At 71.6% G+C, this 19937-nt stretch carries 22 protein-coding genes; 16 read left to right on the top strand and 6 right to left on the bottom strand.

Annotation, left to right across the window (positions count from 1 at the left end; all coding sequences use genetic code 11):
- Positions 1-3 precede the first annotated feature (3 nt).
- From ACQP2P_RS39925 to ACQP2P_RS39900, 6 genes are all read left to right on the top strand, one after another.
- Positions 4-405 carry an acyl-CoA thioesterase gene (locus tag ACQP2P_RS39925; protein WP_433609993.1) on the top strand — a complete coding sequence of 134 codons (402 nt, stop codon included), beginning with the start codon at positions 4-6 and terminating at the stop codon, positions 403-405.
- Positions 402-1025, top strand: a complete 624-nt coding sequence (locus ACQP2P_RS39920) for a hypothetical protein (RefSeq protein ID WP_433619467.1) — start codon at positions 402-404, stop codon at positions 1023-1025. The genes ACQP2P_RS39925 and ACQP2P_RS39920 overlap by 4 nt, the downstream gene beginning before the upstream one ends.
- Positions 1026-1194: 169 nt before the next feature.
- Positions 1195-1749, top strand: a complete 555-nt coding sequence (locus ACQP2P_RS39915; protein WP_433079829.1) for a YbjN domain-containing protein — start codon at positions 1195-1197, stop codon at positions 1747-1749.
- 378 nt (positions 1750-2127) lie between these two features.
- On the top strand, positions 2128-4005 hold the full coding sequence (gene lepA, locus ACQP2P_RS39910; protein WP_433609991.1) for a translation elongation factor 4: 1878 nt from the start codon (positions 2128-2130) through the stop codon (positions 4003-4005).
- Entirely contained in the window at positions 4002-4535 is a 534-nt protein-coding gene (locus tag ACQP2P_RS39905; RefSeq protein ID WP_433609989.1) for an NUDIX domain-containing protein, read from the top strand. Before lepA ends, ACQP2P_RS39905 begins: the two co-directional genes overlap by 4 nt.
- 71 nt (positions 4536-4606) lie before the next feature.
- Positions 4607-4885 (top strand): GlsB/YeaQ/YmgE family stress response membrane protein, encoded by a 279-nt coding sequence (locus ACQP2P_RS39900; RefSeq protein ID WP_433609987.1) that lies wholly within the window; start codon positions 4607-4609, stop codon positions 4883-4885.
- Between the two features lie 72 nt (positions 4886-4957).
- Here the strand turns inward: ACQP2P_RS39900 and ACQP2P_RS39895 are convergent, their stop codons facing one another.
- The 3 genes from ACQP2P_RS39895 to ACQP2P_RS39885 form a co-directional block, all read right to left on the bottom strand.
- Positions 4958-5878 (bottom strand): phytanoyl-CoA dioxygenase family protein, encoded by a 921-nt coding sequence (locus tag ACQP2P_RS39895; protein ID WP_433609985.1) that lies wholly within the window; start codon positions 5876-5878, stop codon positions 4958-4960.
- A gap of 147 nt (positions 5879-6025) precedes the next feature.
- Positions 6026-6925: a hypothetical protein gene (locus ACQP2P_RS39890; protein ID WP_433609983.1), complete on the bottom strand. Its 900-nt coding sequence runs from the start codon at positions 6923-6925 to the stop codon at positions 6026-6028.
- A 51-nt stretch (positions 6926-6976) separates the two neighbouring features.
- A complete protein-coding gene (locus tag ACQP2P_RS39885) occupies positions 6977-7753 on the bottom strand; it encodes an enoyl-CoA hydratase-related protein (protein ID WP_433609981.1) in 777 nt (258 codons plus the stop codon).
- Between the two features lie 17 nt (positions 7754-7770).
- Here ACQP2P_RS39885 and hemW point away from each other — a divergent pair, with 17 nt between their 5' ends.
- Positions 7771-8967, top strand: a complete 1197-nt coding sequence (gene hemW / locus ACQP2P_RS39880; protein WP_433609979.1) for a radical SAM family heme chaperone HemW — start codon at positions 7771-7773, stop codon at positions 8965-8967.
- A 43-nt stretch (positions 8968-9010) separates the two neighbouring features.
- Here the strand turns inward: hemW and ACQP2P_RS39875 are convergent, their stop codons facing one another.
- Positions 9011-9655, bottom strand: a complete 645-nt coding sequence (locus ACQP2P_RS39875; RefSeq protein ID WP_433609977.1) for a DUF4870 domain-containing protein — start codon at positions 9653-9655, stop codon at positions 9011-9013.
- A 183-nt stretch (positions 9656-9838) separates the two neighbouring features.
- On the opposite strand from ACQP2P_RS39875, the gene hrcA reads away from it, so the two are divergent.
- The 3 genes from hrcA to ACQP2P_RS39860 all read left to right on the top strand — a co-directional run bounded on the left by hrcA (position 9839) and on the right by ACQP2P_RS39860 (position 13027).
- Positions 9839-10861 carry a heat-inducible transcriptional repressor HrcA gene (gene hrcA, locus ACQP2P_RS39870; RefSeq protein WP_433609975.1) on the top strand — a complete coding sequence of 341 codons (1023 nt, stop codon included), beginning with the start codon at positions 9839-9841 and terminating at the stop codon, positions 10859-10861.
- A 26-nt stretch (positions 10862-10887) separates the two neighbouring features.
- Entirely contained in the window at positions 10888-12012 is a 1125-nt protein-coding gene (gene dnaJ, locus ACQP2P_RS39865) for a molecular chaperone DnaJ (protein WP_433609973.1), read from the top strand.
- 316 nt (positions 12013-12328) lie between these two features.
- Complete coding sequence (locus ACQP2P_RS39860; protein ID WP_433609971.1) at positions 12329-13027, top strand: 16S rRNA (uracil(1498)-N(3))-methyltransferase; 699 nt, start codon at positions 12329-12331, stop codon at positions 13025-13027.
- Between the two features lie 37 nt (positions 13028-13064).
- Here ACQP2P_RS39860 and ACQP2P_RS39855 read toward each other — a convergent pair whose 3' ends face one another.
- A complete protein-coding gene (locus ACQP2P_RS39855) occupies positions 13065-13790 on the bottom strand; it encodes an SDR family NAD(P)-dependent oxidoreductase (RefSeq protein WP_433609969.1) in 726 nt (241 codons plus the stop codon).
- 99 nt (positions 13791-13889) lie between these two features.
- Between ACQP2P_RS39855 and ACQP2P_RS39850 the strand changes: the two genes are divergently transcribed.
- Positions 13890-14243 (top strand): HIT domain-containing protein, encoded by a 354-nt coding sequence (locus ACQP2P_RS39850; RefSeq protein WP_433619465.1) that lies wholly within the window; start codon positions 13890-13892, stop codon positions 14241-14243.
- 23 nt (positions 14244-14266) lie between these two features.
- Entirely contained in the window at positions 14267-15589 is a 1323-nt protein-coding gene (locus ACQP2P_RS39845) for a serine hydrolase domain-containing protein (protein ID WP_433619463.1), read from the top strand.
- Here the strand turns inward: ACQP2P_RS39845 and ACQP2P_RS39840 are convergent, their stop codons facing one another.
- Positions 15590-16405 (bottom strand): VOC family protein, encoded by an 816-nt coding sequence (locus tag ACQP2P_RS39840; protein ID WP_433609967.1) that lies wholly within the window; start codon positions 16403-16405, stop codon positions 15590-15592.
- A 245-nt stretch (positions 16406-16650) separates the two neighbouring features.
- Between ACQP2P_RS39840 and ACQP2P_RS39835 the strand changes: the two genes are divergently transcribed.
- The 4 genes from ACQP2P_RS39835 to ACQP2P_RS39820 are packed head-to-tail and all read left to right on the top strand — an operon-like array spanning position 16651 to position 19910.
- On the top strand, positions 16651-17724 hold the full coding sequence (locus ACQP2P_RS39835) for a PhoH family protein (protein ID WP_433609965.1): 1074 nt from the start codon (positions 16651-16653) through the stop codon (positions 17722-17724).
- 14 nt (positions 17725-17738) lie between these two features.
- Positions 17739-18194, top strand: coding sequence for an rRNA maturation RNAse YbeY (gene ybeY, locus ACQP2P_RS39830; RefSeq protein ID WP_433079801.1), 456 nt, complete (start codon positions 17739-17741; stop codon positions 18192-18194).
- Positions 18195-18198: 4 nt separating this feature from the next.
- Positions 18199-19521 (top strand): hemolysin family protein, encoded by a 1323-nt coding sequence (locus tag ACQP2P_RS39825; RefSeq protein ID WP_433609963.1) that lies wholly within the window; start codon positions 18199-18201, stop codon positions 19519-19521.
- Positions 19522-19571: 50 nt separating this feature from the next.
- Positions 19572-19910 carry a cytidine deaminase gene (locus ACQP2P_RS39820; protein WP_433609961.1) on the top strand — a complete coding sequence of 113 codons (339 nt, stop codon included), beginning with the start codon at positions 19572-19574 and terminating at the stop codon, positions 19908-19910.
- Positions 19911-19937: the final 27 nt, after the last annotated feature.

Here is a 19937-nt window from a genome sequence, read left to right as displayed (position 1 = left end):
GTAGTGGCCCGCTTCGTTTACCACTGCGCCCTGCGCTGGTCCGATCTGGACGCGTACGGGCACGTCAACAACGCGCGCTTCCTCACGCTCTACGAGGAGGCGCGCGTTGCGCTGATGTTCACCGCCGCCCGGGCGGCCGGCCTGGAGTCCTTCGAGAACGGCATCGTCATCTCACGTCATGAGATCGACTATCTTCGGCCGGTCGACTACGGCGACCCGGTGCGCATCGAGCTGTGGATCGAGGAGATCAAGGCGTCGCGGCTGATCGTGGCGTACGAGCTCTTCGACGGCGACGAGCTGGCGTCCCGGGCGCGGACCGTCTGCGTGCCCTACGACCTCGAGGCCGGTCGCCCGCGCCGGGTCCGCGACATCGAGCGCGAGTTCCTCTCGCCCTGGCTCGGATAGTGGCCTGGCTGGCCGAATCCGGCCGCTCCGACGTCTGCGCGTTCGCCGCGCGGGTGGCCCGGCTCGACCCCGCCGCCGTCGTGCGGCTGCGACCCGCGGGGGAGCGGGTGGCGCTGTGGTCGCGACTGCCGTGGGGGGTGCTCGTGACCCGCGGCATCGCCGCCGCGGTGTCCCGGGATCGGACCGTCTCGGCCCGCGATCTGCTCGCGTCGGTCGATGGCGAGCTTCCCGCATCGCGGGACACGGATTGGCGCTGGTCGCTGCCGCCGGTCCCGGGGGCGGTGGTCGAGCGCATCCCGGCGGCCGACGTCCTGCGGGTCGGCGCGGCGGCGGCGCAGACGCTGCGGACCGCGGCCGCCGAGGGGGTCGGGGGCCGGCCGGTCGGCTCCCGCATCCTGCGCGACGCGCTGCTCGATCATGAGCCCATCGTGATCACGACGGAGACGGGCCGGCGTATACCCGTTACGCAGCGTCTCGTCCAGGCGGTCATCCGGATGGGGTTCGTCGGCGACGGCCCGCCGGACTTGGTCGATGTCCGGATTTCGGGCCCGTGGACGGCTCTGGCCTGCGCATATGGCTCTGCCTGGCATCGGGCCGGCGGATCACTGCTCATCGGATAGACGGCTGTAAGACCCTCACCCGAACGGGTGGTGCGAGGGTGAAATTGGGGGCTGCTGAAACTCGACCGAACGGGTACCGTCCTCTTTCGGGTCCACCGCCGAGCGAATCCGGTTGGCGACGGACCGCACATGCGGGTGGAGGCGCACGGGGGAGCAGGGAGCCGGGACGATGCCAAGGTGGCCATGGCGGGCCGAGCAGGCGAGCGGGTCGAAGACCGACTCGATCGTGGCTCAGCTGCCGCGGGAAGACGCAACCTCGACGATCGACGGAGCGTGCGAGAAGCCGCAGGAGGACGGCGCCGGCGGGATCGCGCCGGTGACACTGCCACGGGTCGCGGAGGCCCTCGAGAAGCTCGACATCCGCTACCTGACGGATGGAGACGGCAGCCTGCTCGCGCTCTGGGAGCGCCACGCGGTGCTGTTCGCGCTGGAGGGGCCGGCGGACGAGATCCTGGTCATGCGGGCGCGGCCGCATGCGACGGTGCCGCCGGACTGGGCCGACCGGGCCTACCGGGTGATCAACGAGTGGAACCACACCCGGCGCTTCTACAAGGCCTACGTCGGCGACGCGACCGACCGTGGCCAGCTGCCCATCTACGCCGAGATGCAGGTGCCGCTGCTGTCGGGCGCGCACGACGCGTTCGTCGCCGAGCTCGTCGACTGCGCGGCCGTGGTGGCCCTCGGCTTCGTGGACTGGCTCCATGACGAAGGCGCGCTGCTCTAGCACTGCCTGCGGTCGCAACACTGCCTATGGAGTTGGACCCGCTCCGGAGCGTGCCTCTATCGGTCCCAAGACGCGCCCGCTCGGCGAGGTCGGGTGCACAGCCTGTCTCGCCGACCCCCGTTCGGGACGTGATCGGGGGACCGCGGTCCAGTATTCAATGCAGCTCTCTCGATGTCCTCTCGGCCGGCTCTCACGAGTCTCCTGGTTGGGCATGACCCGCATCTGGTACCCCATGATGCCCGGTTTATGCGCCCAACGTCCGGACTTTCCGGAAAGGAGCCGGCCCGGGGAGGTCCCGCAGGGTACGGCCGTGAGCCGGTTTCGCGGCGGGCGTGGGACGATATATGAGATCCCCAGCCCGATGGAGAACGGACGCCTGTGCCACCGACGATCGACCCCGGCGCGAACCGCCCCGGCGCCACCGTGCCGGACCGGATCCGCAACTTCTGCATCATCGCCCACATCGACCACGGCAAGTCGACGCTGGCCGACCGGATGCTGCAGCTGACCGAGGTGGTCGAGGCGCGGCAGATGCGGGCCCAGTATCTCGACCGCATGGACATCGAGCGCGAACGCGGCATCACGATCAAGAGCCAGGCCGTGCGCATGCCGTGGAAGGTTCGCGAGGGCGACCTGGCCGGCGACGAGTTCGTGCTCAACATGATCGACACGCCGGGGCACGTCGACTTCACCTACGAGGTCTCGCGCAGCCTGGCCGCGTGCGAGGGAGCCGTCCTGCTCGTCGACGCCGCCCAGGGCATCGAGGCGCAGACGCTGGCCAACCTGTATCTCGCGCTCGAGAACGACATGCAGATCATCCCCGTGCTCAACAAGATCGACCTGCCGGCCGCGCAGCCGGAGAAGTACGCGGAGGAGCTGGCCCACCTCATCGGCTGCGAGCCGGACGACTGCCTGCGTGTCTCGGGCAAGACGGGCGCGGGCGTCTCGCACCTGCTGGACGAGATCGTGCGGCAGCTGCCGACGCCGGCCGGCGAGTCCGGCGGCGCCGCCCGGGCGATGATCTTCGACTCCGTGTACGACGTGTACCGGGGCGTGGTCACCTACGTCCGCGTGGTCGACGGGCGGATCGAGGCCCGCGACCGCATCCGCATGATGTCCACCGGCGCGGTGCACGAGCTGCTGGAGATCGGCGTCATCTCGCCCGAGCCGATCAAGAGCACGGGGCTCGGGGCGGGCGAGGTGGGGTACCTCATCACCGGCGTGAAGGACGTGCGCCAGTCGCGCGTGGGTGACACGGTCACCATCAACGCGAAGCCCGCGACCGAGCCGCTGGGGGGCTACAAGGACCCCAAGCCGATGGTGTATTCGGGCCTGTACCCGATCGACGGCTCGGACTACCCGCTGCTGCGCGACGCCCTCGACAAGCTCAAGCTCAACGACGCGGCCCTGGTCTACGAGCCCGAGACCAGTCTCGCGCTCGGCTTCGGCTTCCGCTGCGGCTTCCTCGGCCTGCTGCACCTGGAGATCATCCAGGAGCGGCTGGAGCGCGAGTTCAACCTCGACCTGATCTCCACGGCGCCCAACGTGGTGTACCGCGTGATCATGGACGACGGCTCCGAGCACATGGTCACGAACCCCAGCGAGTTCCCCGACGGCAAGACCGGCCAGATCTACGAGCCGACCGTCCGCGCCACGGTGCTGACCCCGAACGACTTCGTCGGCGCGGTCATGGAGCTCTGCCAGGGCCGCCGCGGCTCGCTGCTGGGCATGGACTACCTGTCGGCCGACCGCGTCGAGCTGCGCTACACGCTGCCCCTCGGCGAGATCATCTTCGACTTCTTCGACCAGCTCAAGAGCCGCACCAAGGGCTACGCGAGCCTCGACTACGAGCCCTCCGGCGAGCAGCAGGCCGACCTGGTCAAGGTCGACATCCTGCTGCACGGCGAGCCGGTCGACGCCTTCAGCGCCATCGTGCACAAGGACAAGGCGTACAACTACGGCGTCACCATCGCCGGCAAGCTGCAGAAGCTCATCCCGCGCCAGCAGTTCGAGGTGCCGATCCAGGCCGCCATCGGCAGCCGGATCATCGCCCGCGAGACGATCCGCGCCATCCGCAAGGACGTGCTCGCCAAGTGCTACGGCGGTGATATCAGCCGCAAGCGCAAGCTGCTGGAGAAGCAGAAGGAAGGCAAGAAGCGGATGAAGATGGTGGGCCGCGTCGAGGTGCCGCAGGAGGCGTTCATCGCCGCCCTGTCGACCTCGGACACGCCCGCGGCGGACAAGCCGAAGAAGTGACGGCCCCGGCAGACGTGCCGGCCCTCGGGGGCCGGCACTGCCCCCGGTGCGGCGCGCCCACGGGTGAGCCGCCCGCCAGGTGCGCCGCGTGCGGCTACGAGACCTACTGCAACCCGCGCCCCACCGGCACCGTCGTCATCCTGCGCGACGAGACGTTCCTGGCCATCCGGCGGGCCCGCGAGCCCCGCAAGGGCTACTGGGACCTGCCCGGCGGCTTCTGCGACGGCTTCGAGCACCCCGCCGAGGCGGCCGTGCGCGAGGCCCGGGAGGAGCTGGGCGTGACCGTCGAGCTCGGCGACTTCGCGGGGATGTTCATCGGGTCGTACGACTTCCAGGGCGAGCGGCTGCCGGTGCTGGACTGCTTCTGGCTCGCCACCATCACCGCGGGTGAGATCGTGCTCGATCCCAGCGAGGGCAGCGAGTTCACCTGGCTGCCCCTGGACGATCCGCCCGAGATGGCTTTTCCGTCAATGGACTCGGTATTGCGCGAACTGGTCGTTCGTCGATCTTCGGTACGTTTGGCTTCCTGAGCCCCCGGGCAATACAGGTTCAACCGCAAAGCAACGCCCCCTGGTTGAGCTTGGTACAAGGAGGAAGACCAGTGACTGTCACCGGAATCATTACCGCGCTGATCGTCGGTCTCATCATCGGCGCGCTCGGTCGGCTGGTCGTCCCCGGCCGCCAGAACATGCCGATCTGGCTGACGATCGTCGTCGGTATCATCGCCGCGTTCCTGGGCACCCTGATCGCGAACGCGATCGGCATCTCCACCGACACCCCGGGTGTCGACTGGGGCGAGCTGCTGGTCCAGGTCGTCGTGGCCGCCATCGGCGTGGCCCTGGTGGCCGGTTTCGCGGGCCGCGGTCGCCGCGCCCTGTAAGTTTCACCATCTGCAAAACGCGAATGGCCCCCGGTCTCGAACCGGGGGCCATTCGCGTGTGCGGCGATCTGATTATCGCAGCCAGGGAATAGAGCGGTCGAGCAGGCCGCGGGTCTTCAGCTCCTTGCGAAGCGGAATCTCCTCGTCAATGTAACCGTTCCAGTTGATGCCCCAGTAGTTCGCGGTGTGACTCGCCTCACCGAGCAGCTGGCGCTGCACCGGCGTGCGGTTGTTCCACCACTCGCCCTCGAAGTCGATCGGCATGTCGTCGAGGATGCGGATCCACCGGTAGGTGTAGCCCACGAACAGCATCTTGCGGGTGATGTCCGAGTAGTTGGGCGACCGCGAGTGCCAGAGGCGCCGATCGAAGATGAAGCAGTCACCGGGGTTCGCCGTGATCTCGACGGTGCCCTCGGGGTCGGGGTTGTGCACCGTGGTGTCGGCCGGGCGGGGCAGGGAGTTCCAGAGGTGGCTGCCCGGGATGACCTTCGTGGCGCCGCGGCCGGTCTCCGAGAGGTCGGAGATGACGTAGGCGACCTTCAGCGAGAACATGGGCCGGGGGACGTTCGGGTCCATGGTCTCCGGGTCGGAGTTCTGGCGGTAGCCGTCCTGGTGCCAGCCCCACGACGGCGGCTCCTCCTCGGCGGTGGGCGGCGTGACGTCCAGGTGGTTGTGGTGCGTGTAGATGTTCCATCCGGCCAGGCCCCACATGTAGGGGAAGATGGTCGGCTGCGTCAGCAGGTGCCCGAAGAGCTCGTCGCGGTTGAGGAAGCCCAGCAGGTGCAGCGTGCCGTCCTTCTTCATGCTCTTGGAGCCGGCCGCCTTCTCCTCCTCGTAGACCCGGTCCATCGCGGCCTCGAGCGCGGCCCGGTGGTCCTCCTTGAGGACGTTGCGGACCAGCAGGAATCCGTTGTCCAGGAACTCCTTGCGGTCGGCCTCACTGATCGGCTCGTAGCCGGTGAGATCGCCGTAGTCGGGTGCAGCGGACGTCATGTCCTCCCCTTACCTTGATCTTTTCGCTCGCGATGTCTCGAACGACCGATGGTAACGCGAGGTGCATGCGGGGCCGACTTGGGAGTTGGTCACCTGACAATGTCCGAAAGGGCGACAACCCGCTGCTCGAGAGCAACGTCAAGGTCCTCAGTAGACCTCGGCGACGACCCGCTCCCCACCGGGACCGGCGTCGATGCCACCACGCTCCGTCACGTGCGCCCACGCTCCGCTCGTGGCCGTCCACTGCATGTCGCCGTAGACGACGCGCTTCACCCCGCGCTCCTGGGCGTGGGCGACCAGCCAGTGCGCGTACTGCCAGCCGGTCTTCTTCTCGCCGACCTTCAGGGCCACCCCGACGAGGTTGTTCACGTCCGCGGTCTTGACGCTGCCCCAGTCCAGCTTCAGACCGGCGCTCAGCGAGCTGGCCGCCTCCGGGCCGTGGCTGGACTCCTCGGTGACCGTGCACGCCACCGCGCCCGGCACCTCGCCGCTGAGGGCGTTGACCATGGTCTCGGACTCGTCGGCCCACTTCTCGTAGGCCTCGGGGTGCGCGCTGCGCTGCACCTGCTGGGCCGCGTCCGTGACCCGCATCTGCTCCCAGCCCTTGACCTTGAGCAGCGCGGTGAAGAACTGCCCGGCCGCGTAGCGCGGGTCGGCGATCTGCTCGGGCTTGCCCCAGCCCTGGCTCGGCCGCTGCTGGAACAGCCCGATCGAGTCCCGGTCGCCGCCGGTCAGGTTCTCCAGCTTCGACTCCTGCCAGGCGGTGGCCAGCGCGACGACCAGGCCGCGGTGCGGGATCTTGCGGGTCAGCCCGACCGCGGTGATGGTGGCCGCGTTGGCCAGCTGCTCGGCGTCGAGCTCGACCTCGGAGGCGTCCCCGGTCGCCCCGACGGCCGCGCTGCCGGCGCTCACCACGCAGGCGCGGCCGGTGGCCACGGTCAGCGGGAGGTTCTCGCTGATGCGGTTGATGACGACGTACGCGCACAGCGCCACGGCCACGCCCGCCAGGGCCGCGATCGTCACCATTCGTCGCGCACGCACGTCCACCTCCCGGTCGTCAGGTCGAACAGCGTACGTGGCGAATGCCAGCCGGCCCGGTCAGGCGGCGCCGTCGGGTACCCAGTTCGGGTCCCTTTTCTCGCGGAACGCGGCGATTCCTTCGGCGCCCTCGGGCGAGCCGAAGTAGGCGACGGACAGCTCGGTCATCGCCCGGATCTCGTCGCGGAAGCTGCCCGATCTCGGCTTCCGCAGCAGCTCCTTGGTGCCGGCCAGGGCCCCGGGGGCGCCCCGGACCAGGTCGCGCACGTAGGCCTCCACCGCCGCGTCGAGCCCGTCGGGGTCCACCGCCGCGGTCACCAGCCCGATGCGCTCGGCCCGGGCCCCGTCGAACGTGGCGCCGGTGAGGAACAGCTCGGCCGCGGCCCGCCGGTCGAGTCGCGGCAGCACTGTGGCCGAGATCACCGCGGGGACCACCCCGATGCGCACCTCGGAGAACGCGAACGTGGCGGTGCTCGCGCACACCGCGATGTCGGCGGCGGCGATCAGCCCCAGGCCACCGGCCCGCGCCGGCCCCGCGACCCGCGCCACGACCGGCTTGCGGCCCTCCCAGATCGCGGCGAGCACGTCGCCGAGCCGGCTCACCGGCGGCCTGCCGGAGCCGACCGCGGCGGCCGTCTCCTTCAGGTCCGCGCCGGAGCAGAAGACCGGGCCGGTGTGGGTCAGCACGATCGCGCGGACCGACGGATCGGCGTCGGCCGCGGCCAGCGCCGCGAGCAGCTCCTCGATCAGGGCCGTGGACAGCGCGTTGCGGTTGGGCGGGCTGTCCAGGGTGAGCGTCGCCACGCCCCGTGCGGTTTCCGAGAGCACCAGAGACATGCGGGCACACTAGTGGGATGCCCGGATCACTGCCAGAAGGCGAGCCGATTCCCCGTGACGGAGCCCTGCCCGACGGGGTCGCGGACGGGGCCGGTCGCCAGGGTTTCGGGGTGTACGTCCACGTGCCCTTCTGCGCCACCCGGTGCGGGTACTGCGACTTCAACACCTACACCGCGAGCGAGGGCGTGCTCAGCGCCGGCTACGCCGAGCAGGTGCTCGACGAGCTGGCCCTCGCCGCCAAGGTCGTGCGCCCGCCCCGCGTCGACACCGTCTTCTTCGGCGGCGGCACCCCGACGCTGCTGCCCCCGGCCGAGCTCGGCCGCATCCTGGAGGGCATCGACCGCGCCTGGGGCCTGGCCGCCGGCGCCGAGGTGACCACCGAGGCCAACCCCGAGTCCGTCGACCTCGCCGGGCTGCGGCAGCTGCGCGCGGCCGGGTTCAACCGCATCTCCCTCGGCATGCAGTCGGCCGCGCCGCACGTGCTGGCCGTCCTGGACCGCCGGCACACGCCCGGCCGGCCCGCCGCGGCCGCCGCCGAGGCCCGGGCGGCCGGGTTCGAGCGGGTCAACCTGGACCTGATCTACGGCACGCCGGGGGAGCGGCCCGAGGACTTCGCGGGGTCCCTCGCGACCGTCATCGACGCCGGGGTCGACCACGTCAGCGCGTACGCGCTCATCGTCGAGGACGGCACGCGCATGGCCGCCCGGATGCGCCGCGGGGAGCTGCCGTACCCCGACGACGACGTGGCCGCGGACCGCTACCTCGCCGCCGACGAGGCGCTGCACGCCGCGGGCTTCACGTGGTACGAGGTCTCGAACTGGTCGAAGGACTCGCCGTGCCGGCACAACGAGCTGTACTGGCGCGGCGGGGACTGGTGGGGGCTCGGGCCGGGCGCGCACAGCCACGTCGGCGGGGTGCGCTGGTGGAACGTGAAGCACCCGCACACCTATGCCGCGCGGCTCGCGGACGCCGCGTCGCCGGGGCAGGCCCGGGAGGTCCTGACGCCGGACGAGCGGCACCTGGAGGACGTGCTGCTGCGCATCCGGCTCGCGGACGGCCTGCCGCTGGAGGTGCTCGACGCCGCCGGGCTCGCGGGGGCGCGCGAGTGCCTCGCCGACGGGCAGCTGGACCCGGACGCGTTCGCGGCGGGCCGCGCGGTGCTCACGCTGCGTGGACGTCTGCTGGCCGACGGCGTGGCCCGGGCGCTGACGTAAGCAGGGGCGGCCCGATGGGCCGCCCCTGCTGGAAAGCCGGGTCCTACTTGAGGAAGCGGAACGTCATCGGGTAGCGGTACAGCTCCCCGTTGTTCGCCTTCATGCCACCGAGGATGGCGAAGACGATGATGACGATCCACACCAGGAAGGGCAGGAAGAACAGGATCCCGAACGAGCAGATCGAGATGACCACCGCCACGATCATGGCGATGCCCCAGGTGATCTGGAAGTTCAGGGCCTCGTTCGCGTGGGCCTTGACGGTCGGCGACTCGTTGCCCTTCGCCAGGAGCGCGACGAGCGGGGCGATGAAGCCGACGACGAGTCCCCCGAAGTGGGCGATGAGCGCCCACGTCTTCTCGTCGCTGTTGGCGTAGCCGGCCGGCGCGCCGGGCTGCCCGTAGGCTCCGGGCTGCTGGTATCCGGGCTGCTGGTATCCACCGGGCTGCTGGTATCCGCCCGGCTGCTGATAGCCGCCGGACTGCTGCTGGTAGCCGGGCTGCTGGTAACCCGGCTGCTGGTAGCCGGACTGGTCATACCCGGCGCCCGAGGTGGGCGGGGTGCCATAGGCCCCGCCGCCGCTCGACGGCGGCGGAGCGTAGCCACCACCCGACACGGGCGGCTGGGGCGGGTACCCGGAGTTGGGGTCCGACGGCATGCCGTATTCCCCGGGGCGAGGTGGTTCACTCATGGGGCCACGGTAGGTGCACCGATCAAGTGGCGCCAGCGACACGACATGACGTCTTTTGGACAAGTTTTACCCAGTACAGCGGCCGTACCGTCTATCGTGCGCCAAACGATCATCGCGTGCCCCCGCGCGACTGACGTAGACTGGCACTCACCAGTTGGGAGTGCCAGTCCTCAAGGAGGTGTCATGGGCCTTGACGAGCGGAAGCTCGAAGTGCTTCGTGCCATCGTCGAGGACTACGTCGCCACCCAGGAACCGGTCGGGAGCAAGTCGCTCGTCGAACGGCACAACCTGCGGGTATCCCCGGCGACCGTCCGCAACGACATGGCGGTGCTGGAGGAGGAGGGATATATCCGACAGCCGCACACCAGTGCGGGCCGGGTGCCCACCGACGCCGGCTACCGCCTCTTCGTCGACAAGCTCTCCCGGGTCAAGCCGCTGAGCCAGGCCGAGCGCCGGGCCATCGAGCGGTTCCTGATCGGGGCGGTCGACCTCGACGACGTGGTCCACCGCACCGTGCGGCTGCTCGCGCAGCTCACCCGGCAGGTGGCCGTGGTGCAGTATCCCAGCCTGTCGCGGGCGAGCGTGCGGCACTTCGAGCTCGTGCCGATCTCCACCACACGGCTCATGGTGGTGATGATCGCCGAGACCGGCCGTGTCGAGCAGCGCCTGGTCGACCTCCCGGGGCCGATCCTGGCCGACGACGTCACCGAGCTGCGCCGCCTGATCAACGAGAAGCTCGTCGGCAAGCGGCTGGCGGAGACGCCTCCGCTCGTGGTCGCGCTCGTCGAGGAGACCGCGCCGAGTCTGCGGCCGCCGATGACGGCGCTGTCCACCGTCCTGCTGGAGACGCTGGTCGAGCGGTCCGAGGAGCGCATCGCGCTCGCCGGCACCGCCAACCTGGCCCGCGGCGGCCTGCTGGACTTCCAGGGCTCGCTGCGCCCGATCCTCGAGGCGCTCGAGGAGGAGGTCATTCTGCTCAAGCTCTTCGGCGAGGTCGAGCCCAGCATGACCCGGGTGCGCATCGGCGACGAGAACGAGATCGAGGACCTGCGGACCGCGTCGATCGTGGCCACCGGCTACGGACCCGGCACCATGGTGGTGGGCGGGATGGGCGTGCTCGGCCCGACCCGCATGGACTACCCCGCGAACATCGCGACCGTGCGGGCCGTGGCACGCTACGTCGGCGACCTGCTGGCACAGAGTTGACATCTATCTCAGGGGCATAGGACTCAGTGGCGAAGGACTATTACGGGATTCTCGGCGTCAAGCGGGACTCCACACCCGATGAGATCAAGCGGGCCTACCGGCGGTTGGCCCGCGAGTTCCACCCGGACGTCAATCCCGACCCGGCGGCGCAGGAGAAGTTCAAGGAGATCAACGCGGCCTACGAGGTCCTGTCCGACCCGCGCAAGCGGGAGATGGTCGACCTCGGCGGCGACCCGCTCGCGCCCAGCGGCGGCGGGGGCGGCCCCGCCGGCGGCGCGTTCGTCGGCTTCCAGGACATCATGGACGCGTTCTTCGGCACCCAGTCCGCCCGCGGGCCCCGCCCGCGCGTGCGCCCGGGCGCCGACGCGATCCTGCGCCTCGACCTCGACCTGCACGAGACCGCGTTCGGCGTCGAGGCCCCGATCCAGGTCGACACCGCGGTCGTCTGCGGCACCTGCCAGGGCGCCGGCACCGCGGCGGGCACCCACCCGCAGACCTGCGAGATCTGCCAGGGGCGCGGCGAGGTCCAGTCGGTCCAGCGCACCTTCCTCGGCCAGGTCGTCTCGGCCCGCCCCTGCTCGGCCTGCCAGGGCTTCGGCACCGTGATCCCGCACCCGTGCGCGACCTGCGGCGGCGACGGCCGGGTCCGCACCCGCCGCTCGCTCACCGTCAAGATCCCGTCGGGCGTCGAGGACGGCATGCGCATCCGCCTCGCCCAGCAGGGCGAGGTCGGCCCCGGCGGCGGCCCGCCCGGAGACCTCTACGTCGAGATCCACGAGCGCCCCCACGACGTGTACTCGCGCAAGGACGACGACCTGCACTGCCGCGTCACCGTGCCGATGACCGCCGCGGCGCTCGGCACCCGGCTGACCATCAAGACCCTCGACGGCGAGGAGACGGTCGACGTGAAGGCCGGCACCCAGCCGACCTCCACGCTGCGCATCCGCGGCAAGGGCGTGCCCCACCTGCGCGGCGCGGGCCGCGGCGATCTCTACGTCCACCTGGACGTGCGCACGCCGACGCGCCTCGAGCCGGAGCAGGAGCGCCTGCTGCGCGAGTTCGCGCGCAGCCGGGGCGAGGAGGTCGCCGAGCTGTCGAAGCAGGGCGGCTTCTTCTCCCGGATGCGCGACGCGTTCAACGGGCACGCGTGAGCGGTCCGGAGCGCAGCGGAGGGGCCGCTCACCAGGGGGCACAGTTTCGGCTCGCGTCGCCGGAGCGGAGCGGAGGCGGCGTGAGCGGTCCGGAGCGCAGCGGAGGGGCCGCTCACCAAGGGGTGCAGGGTTTGCTCGCGTCGCCGGAGCGGAGCGGAGGCGGCGTGAGCGGTCCGGAGCGCAGCGGAGGGGCCGCTCACCAGGGGGCGCAGTTTCGGCTCGCGTCGCCGGAGCGGAGCGGAGGCGGCGTGAGCGGTCCGCAGCGCAGCGGAGGCGGCGTGAGCGGTCCGCAGCGCAGCGGAGCGGGCGCTCACCAGTGAGCCTGCCGCTGTTCTTGGTAACCGCACTGCCTGAGGGGTCGTCGTTCGTGCTCGACGGCCCCGAAGGGCATCACGCGGCCGATGTGCAGAGGATCACGCCCGGCGAGGCGCTGCTGCTCGCCGACGGGCGCGGCGGCGTGGCCCGGGCCGTGGTCGTCGCGGCTCGCAAGGGTGCCCTGACGCTGGAGCTGGACGAGCCCACCTTCGAGCCCGCGCCCGACCCGGCCCTCACCGTGGTGCAGGGCATCGCCAAGGGGGAGCGGGCGGAGCTCGCCGTGCAACTGCTGACCGAGGTCGGCGTCGACCGCATCGTGCCGTGGCAGGCGGCGCGCAGCATCGCGCGCTGGAAGGACGAGCGGCCCCTCGAACGATGGCGCTCGACCGTGCGCGAGGCGGCCAAGCAGTCCCGCCGCTGCTGGGTTCCCGAGGTCGCGCCGGCGTGCACGACGCGGCAGCTGGCGCTGTCCGGCACCGTGCTGGTGTTGCACGAGGAGGCCGCGCTGCCGCTGTCGTCGGTGCCGCTGCCCGAGTCCGGGTCGATCACGCTGGTCGTCGGGCCGGAGGGCGGGGTGGCGCCGGAGGAGCTCGACGCGATCGGCGGGACCGCGGTCCGGCTCGGCCGGGAGGTGCTGCGGACCTCGACCGCCGGGGCGGCCGCGGTGGCCGCGCTGTCGGTGCGGCTCGGGCGCTGGTGAGCCGCCCGGCGTCCCGTGCCCCCGGCGGGCGGGCCGGTCAGCGGAAGTAGCTCGCGCCGTTGAGGTCCAGCACGGCGCCCGAGGACCACTCGGCCTGCGGCGACGCCAGGAACAGCACCGCCGCCGCGACCTCCTGCGGTGTCGCGACGCGTCCGAACGGGCTCTGGGCGCGGATCGCGTCGCCCTCCGGCGAGGCCAGCAGGTCCGCGACCAGGTCGGTGGCCACGAACCCCGGGGCGACCGCCGACACGGCGATGCCCCGCGGCGCGAGCGCCCTCGCGAGGCTCTGCGTCATCGAGTTGAGGGCCGCCTTCGCCGCGCCGTACGCGGGATGGTCCGGCTCCCCGCGGTAGGCGCCCCGCGAGCTGACGTTGACGATCCGCCCGCCCGGGGGCAGGTGCCGGGCCGCGCACCAGCACACGTTCGCGGGGGCCAGGAGGTCGACGGCCAGGGTGTCGCGCCAGGCCGCCTGCCACTGCTCGTACGAGGTCTCGGTGATCTTGTGCTCGAGGTACACGGCGGCGTTGTTGACCACCACGTCCAGGCCACCGAGGGCCTCGGCGGCGGCGTCGACCATCGCCCGTACGACATCCGGATCGGCCAGGTCGCCCGTCACCACGGCGTGACCGTCGCCGGGGAGGTCGAGCGGGGCGGGGGCGCGCCGGTGCACGGCGACCCGCGCGCCGGCGGACGCGAAGGCGTGCGCGATCGCGGCGCCGATGCCGCGCGCCGCGCCGGTGACGAGGACCCTCTGAGCAGCCATGCGCGCAGCCTAGGTCAGGGCCGGGGCCCCGGTGCGACGTGCCGGGTGGCGCCCTCGCGCTGAGCGGCCGTGGGCCCGGGCGGCGGACCCTAGGATGCACTGGTGACGATTGACTGCCTGTTCTGCCGCATCGTCGCGGGCGAGATTCCGGCGACGGTGGTGCACGAGAGCGCCACCACGCTGGCGTTCCGCGACATCGATCCCAAGGCGCCGGTCCACGTGCTGGTGATCCCGAAGGCGCACCACACCGACGTCTCCGCGCTGGCCGGGGCCGACCCGGGGCTGGCCGGCGAGGTGCTCGCCACGGTCGCGGCCGTGGTCGCGGCCGAGGGGGTCGCGGCGAGCGGGTACCGGCTGATCTTCAACAGTGGCGCCGACGGCGGCCAGGAGGTCTTCCACGCGCACGGGCACATCCTCGCGGGTGCGCCGATCGGGCCGATGGTGTCGCGGTGAGGGCGGCGCAGCGGTACGAGCGCATGACCCGGCAGGTGCAGGCGGACGCCCGGGTCCCGGCCCTCAGCGTCGCGGTCCACCGCGCCGACCGTCCGCTGTGGACGTTCCAGGTGGGCGAGGGCGTCGACGCCGGCAGCCAGCTGCGGATGGGCTCGATCACCAAGACCTTCACGGCCGTGATGGTCATGCAGTGCCGCGACGAGGGCCTGCTCGACCTCGACGACCAGATCGCCCGCCACCTGCCCGTGAAGGCCCACGGCGAGCTCACCGTCGGCCGGATGCTGTCGCACGTGTCGGGCCTGCAGCGCGAGCCGTACGGCGACGTCTGGGACACCATGCAGGCGCCCGACCTGGAGGGGCTGCTGGCCAAGCTGGACCGGGCCGAGCAGGTGCTGCGCCCCGGCCTGCGCTTCCACTACTCGAACCTGGCGATCGCGCTGCTCGGGCACCTGGTCGGGCGGCTGCGCGGCGGGACGTGGGCCGAGGTGCTGCAGGAGCGCATCCTCGACCCGTTCGGGCTGCACGACACCGCGGTCACCCCGCGGCGGCCGGTGACCGGATACCAGGTCGACGCCTGGTCCGACTACGCGCACCCCGAGCCCTCGACCGACTTCGGCGCCGTCGGGCCGGCCGCGCAGCTGTGGACCACCGCGGCCGACCTGGCGCGCTGGGCCGCCTTCCTCGCCGACCCGCGCGAGATGGACCCCAACGGCACCGTGCTGTCCGCGGCGACCGTGGAGGAGATGCGCGTGCCGCGGACGGTCACCGAGGAGGTGCTCTGGGCCCGCGGCTTCGGGCTCGGCCTGATCCTGCACCCGCGGCCGGGCGCCGAGCGGGTCGTGCACGTCGGGCACGACGGGGCCATGCCCGGGTTCCTCGCCGGCGCCTACGGACGCGTCGGCGGGGCCGGCACGCCGCGGGCGCTCGGGGCGGCGGCGCTGGGCTCGTCCGGCACGGCCAGGGACATCTGCGACCTGCCGCACGAGCTGCTCGCGGCCGTGGTCGAGGAGGACCCGGCGAGCATCGCGCCCTGGGTGCCCGGGCCGCCGGCGCCGCCGCAGTACCGCAGCGTGCTCGGACGGTGGTGGAGCGAGGGGTTCGAGTACGGCTTCAGCTGGCGCGACGGCACCCTGCACGCCCGCGCGGTCGACGCGCCCGGCAAGCTGCCGCCGGCGGTGTTCGCGGTCGTGGAGGGCTCACCGGACCTGTTCCGCACCGTGTCGGGCCGGGAGGCGGGCGAGCTGCTGCGGCTCACCCGCGACGCCGACGGGACCGTGGTGCGGATGCACTGGGCGACGTACCGTCTCAGCCGGGGCCAGGAGGCCTTCGACGGGCACCGGTTCTGATCAGCGGCTGATCATCGTGAACACGGCCCCGTTCGGGTCCTCGATCACGGCCAGGCGGCCGTGCGGGGAGTCGAACGGGCCGTGCTGCACACGCCCGCCCGCCGCCACGGCGCGCTCGGCCGCGGCGTCGGTGTCGTCGGTGGCGAAGAAGACGCTCCAGTGGGCCGGGACCCCGTCCCACTCCGAGGTCATCGTGAGGCGCCCCGCGACCGGGTCGGCGTCGCCGAGGCTCCACGACGAGTAGTCGAACGGCTCCTCCCCGGCGTCGGCGGCCCCGGCGATCCGGGTCTGGCTGTAGCCGAAGAGGCCGTGATAGAAGAAGTCCGTCACGGTGGGTTCCCGCGTCGTCACCTCGGCCCAGCACAGGGCGCCGGCCTCGTCGAACAGCTGCGAGCCGGTGTGCCGGCCCGGCTCCCAGGCGCCGAACGCGGCGCCGGAGGGGTCCATGGCGAAGAGCATCCGGCCGTTCTCCGGGATGTCCATGGGCGCGACGAGCAACTTGCCGCCGTGCTCCTCGATGCGTTTCGAGGTCTCGGCGAGGTCGTGCGACATGAGGTACAGGCTCCAGGCCGCCGGCAGCTGCTCCGAGCCGGGCATCGGCGGGCTCATCCCGGCCACGATCCGGCCGTCCTTCGTGCACATGACGTAGTTGCCGAACTCGGCGCCGGTGTCGGAGTACTCCCATCCGAAGACGGACGAGTAGAAGTGCTGCGCGGCCGGGACGTCCGCCGCCACGACGTCCGCCCAGCAGGGCTCGCCGTCGATGTATCCGGTGCGCTCGACCATGGCTCCCGCCCCCTGAAGTGAATCGGTCAACTGCCTCCCTACCAGCCCGGCCGGGTGGTTCGTGGGCGAATGGGCGCAGACGGGATGTTCGGCCGAACGCGTTCGGGGCAGCGCCGCGAGGCGGTTCCGGGCGCCCGGGCGTCGCCGCGCAGCGCGCCGGGGAAAAAATGAGGCCGGTCGCTCGCGCCCGCAGCCGATACCATGAAGAGCCTGGACATGAGCCCAGGCTGGAGCGAGCCCGGAAGCAGGTGCTGGAGGCCCAACGCGGCCAAGATATGACCGAGATCCCAAACCCCGTGCCGGCAGCATCGTCGGAACAGCCCGTGCGGGCCATCAGCAAGATCACCGTTCCCGACCCGCACGTCATGGTCAGGCTGCTCGGGGCCGGCGACGAGATTCTCAAGCTCGTCGAGCGGTCGGTCAGCAGCGACGTGCACGTCCGGGGCAACGAGATCACCATCACCGGCGCGGCCGCGGACAATGCCATGGCCGAACGCATCTTCAGCGAGCTCATCGAGCTGGTGCGCAAGGGCGAGACCCTGACCCCGGACACCGTCCGGCGCACCGTCGGCATGCTGCAGCAGAACACCACCGAGCGCCCGGCCGAGGTGCTGACCCTCAACATCCTCTCCCGGCGCGGCCGCACCATCCGGCCGAAGACGCTGGGCCAGAAGCGCTACGTCGACTCGATCGACCAGCACACGATCGTGTTCGGCATCGGCCCGGCCGGCACCGGCAAGACCTACCTGGCCATGGCGAAGGCCGTCCAGGCGCTGCAGGCCAAGCAGGTCAACCGGATCATCCTGACCCGGCCCGCGGTCGAGGCCGGCGAGCGGCTGGGCTTCCTGCCCGGCACGCTCTACGACAAGATCGACCCGTATCTGCGCCCGCTCTACGACGCCCTGCACGACATGATCGACCCGGAGTCCATCCCGAAGCTGATGGCCGCCGGGACGATCGAGGTGGCGCCGCTGGCGTACATGCGCGGCCGGACGCTCAACGATGCCTTCATCATCCTGGACGAGGCCCAGAACACCACGCCCGAGCAGATGAAGATGTTCCTGACCCGGCTCGGCTTCGGCTCGCGGATCGTCGTGACCGGTGACGTGACCCAGGTCGACCTGCCCGGGGGGACCCGCTCCGGTCTGCGGGTGGTCCGTGAGATCCTCGACGGCGTCGAGGATGTCCACTTCGCTCAGCTCGGCAGCGCCGACGTCGTGCGGCACCAGCTGGTCAGTGACATCGTCGACGCCTACGCCCGCTGGGACGAAGCGCAGGAGGCTCAGCAGCCGGTGCGCGCCGTCCCGGATCGCGCCGCACAGGGCGGCCGGCCCGGGCGACGCAGATAGCCACGGGAGCGCTGTTGTCCATCGAGATCGCCAACGAGTCCGGCGTCGACGTCAACTCCGACACCATTCTCGCGGTGGCGCGGCACGCCCTCGACGAGATGGGGGTCAACCCCCTCGCCGAGCTGTCGATCCTGTGCGTCGACGTGGAGTACATGACCGAGCTCAACCACCGCTGGATGGACGGCGACGGACCCACGGACGTGCTGGCCTTCCCGATGGACGAGGGCAGCGTCGACCACGGGCCCGGCGAGGGCGCGGGCGAGCCGGCGCTGCTCGGCGACATCGTGCTCTGCCCGGAGGTGGCCGCCAAGCAGGCCGCCGCCGCCGGGCACGCGGCGATCGACGAGCTGGCGCTGCTGACCGTGCACGGCATCCTGCACCTGCTCGGCTACGACCACGCCGAGCCCGAGGAGGAGGCCGAGATGTTCGGCCTCCAGGCGAGACTCCTGGAGAGCTGGCGAAAGTCGTGAATCCGTGAGCGATGTCACACTGCTGACAACTGCGGCCGGGCTCGTGGTCCTCGCGGGGCTCTTCGCGATGTCCGACGCAGCGCTGAACGTCGTCTCGCCCGCTCGCGCGCACGAACTGGCCCGGGAGAACAAGCCCGGCGCCAGGGCGCTCGAGGTGATCGCGGCTGATCCGGCGCGGTACATCAACCTGCTGTTGCTCCTGCGGCTCCTCTGTGAGCTGACCGCGACCACGCTCGTGGCGCTGGAGACCGCGGCGGCCGTCGGCGGGCACCGGGACTGGCTCGCCGCGCTGATCACGGCCGGCGTCATGACCGTCATCAGCTTCGTCGTCGTGGGTGTGGCCCCGCGGACGATGGGGCGCCAGCACGCTTACCACGTCGCCCGCTTCGCCGCCCCGGCGGTGCGCTGGCTCGGCACGGCCCTCGGCCCGCTCGCCCGGCTGCTGATCCTCATCGGCAACGCGGTGACGCCCGGCAAGGGCTACCGCGAGGGCCCGTTCGCCACCACCATCGAGCTGCGCGAGCTCGTGGACCTGGCCGAGCAGCGCGGCGTCGTCGAGCACGGCGAGCGCGACATGATCCACTCCGTCTTCGCGCTCGGCACGACCATCGCCCGCGAGGTCATGGTGCCGCGCACGGAGATGGTGTGGATCGAGGCGCACAAGACCGTGCGCCAGGGCCTCATGCTCGCGATGCGCAGCGGCTTCTCGCGCATCCCCGTGGTGGGCGAGAACGTCGACGACGTGCTCGGCATCGTGTACCTCAAGGACCTCGTGCGCCGGACCGCCGGCAACGAGACCGGCGCGGGCGAGATGCCCGTCGCGCAGGTCATGCGCGACGCGACCTTCGTGCCCGAGTCCAAGCCGGTCGACGACCTGCTCCGCGAGATGCAGGCGGCGCGCACGCACATGGCCGTGATCATCGACGAGTACGGTGGCACGGCCGGGCTCGTGACCATCGAGGACATCCTGGAAGAGATCGTCGGGGAGATCACCGACGAGTACGACGTCGCCGAGCGCCCGCCAATCGAGGAGCTGCCGGACGGGGCGGTCCGCGTCACGAGCCGCCTGCCGATCGAGGACCTCGGCGAGGTCTTCGACGTCGAGCTGCCCGCCGACGAGGTCGAGACCGTCGCCGGCCTGCTGGCCCAGGCCCTCGGCCGCGTGCCGATCCCGGGCGCGACCGCGGTGGTGGGCGGGCTGGTGCTCGTGGCCGAGGGGACCGCGGGGCGGCGCAACCGGATCGACACGCTGCTCGTACGCCGCGCCGACCCCGAGGACGAGGACCTGCTCGGCCACGAGGCCGAGCGGCAGCACGCGGATGCCTAGGCCCGCCCTTTCCCGGACCGTGCACGACACCATCGAGAGGCAGCACGCCGATGTCTGACCTGTCCGCCGAGGACGCCAAGCTGGTGACCCTGGCCCGCGCGGCCCGCGCCCGCATCGGGGCGGTCGAGGGGGCCGCCGTTCGCGATCAGGACGGGCGCACGTACAACGCCGCCTCCGTCGCGCTGCCGTCGGTCTCGCTCACGGCCCTGCAGCTGGCGGTGGCGTCGGCGGTCTCGTCGGGGGCGACGAAGGTGGAAGCGGCCGCGGTGGTGACGGAGGCGTCGACGGTGGACGCGCTCGGCCATGCGGCGGTGCGCGACGTCTCGCCGGCGGCGCCGATCCACCTGGCGGCACCGGACGCGACGGTCTTCGCCACCGTCACCGACTGAAGCCCGGCTGAGACAACCGAAATGTCC

Source organism: Dactylosporangium sp. CA-139114, from assembly GCF_050955725.1.
GTDB lineage: Bacteria > Actinomycetota > Actinomycetes > Mycobacteriales > Micromonosporaceae > Dactylosporangium.
Note: the sequence above shows the minus strand (reverse complement) of the source record. Positions and strands in the feature narration are given on the sequence as shown.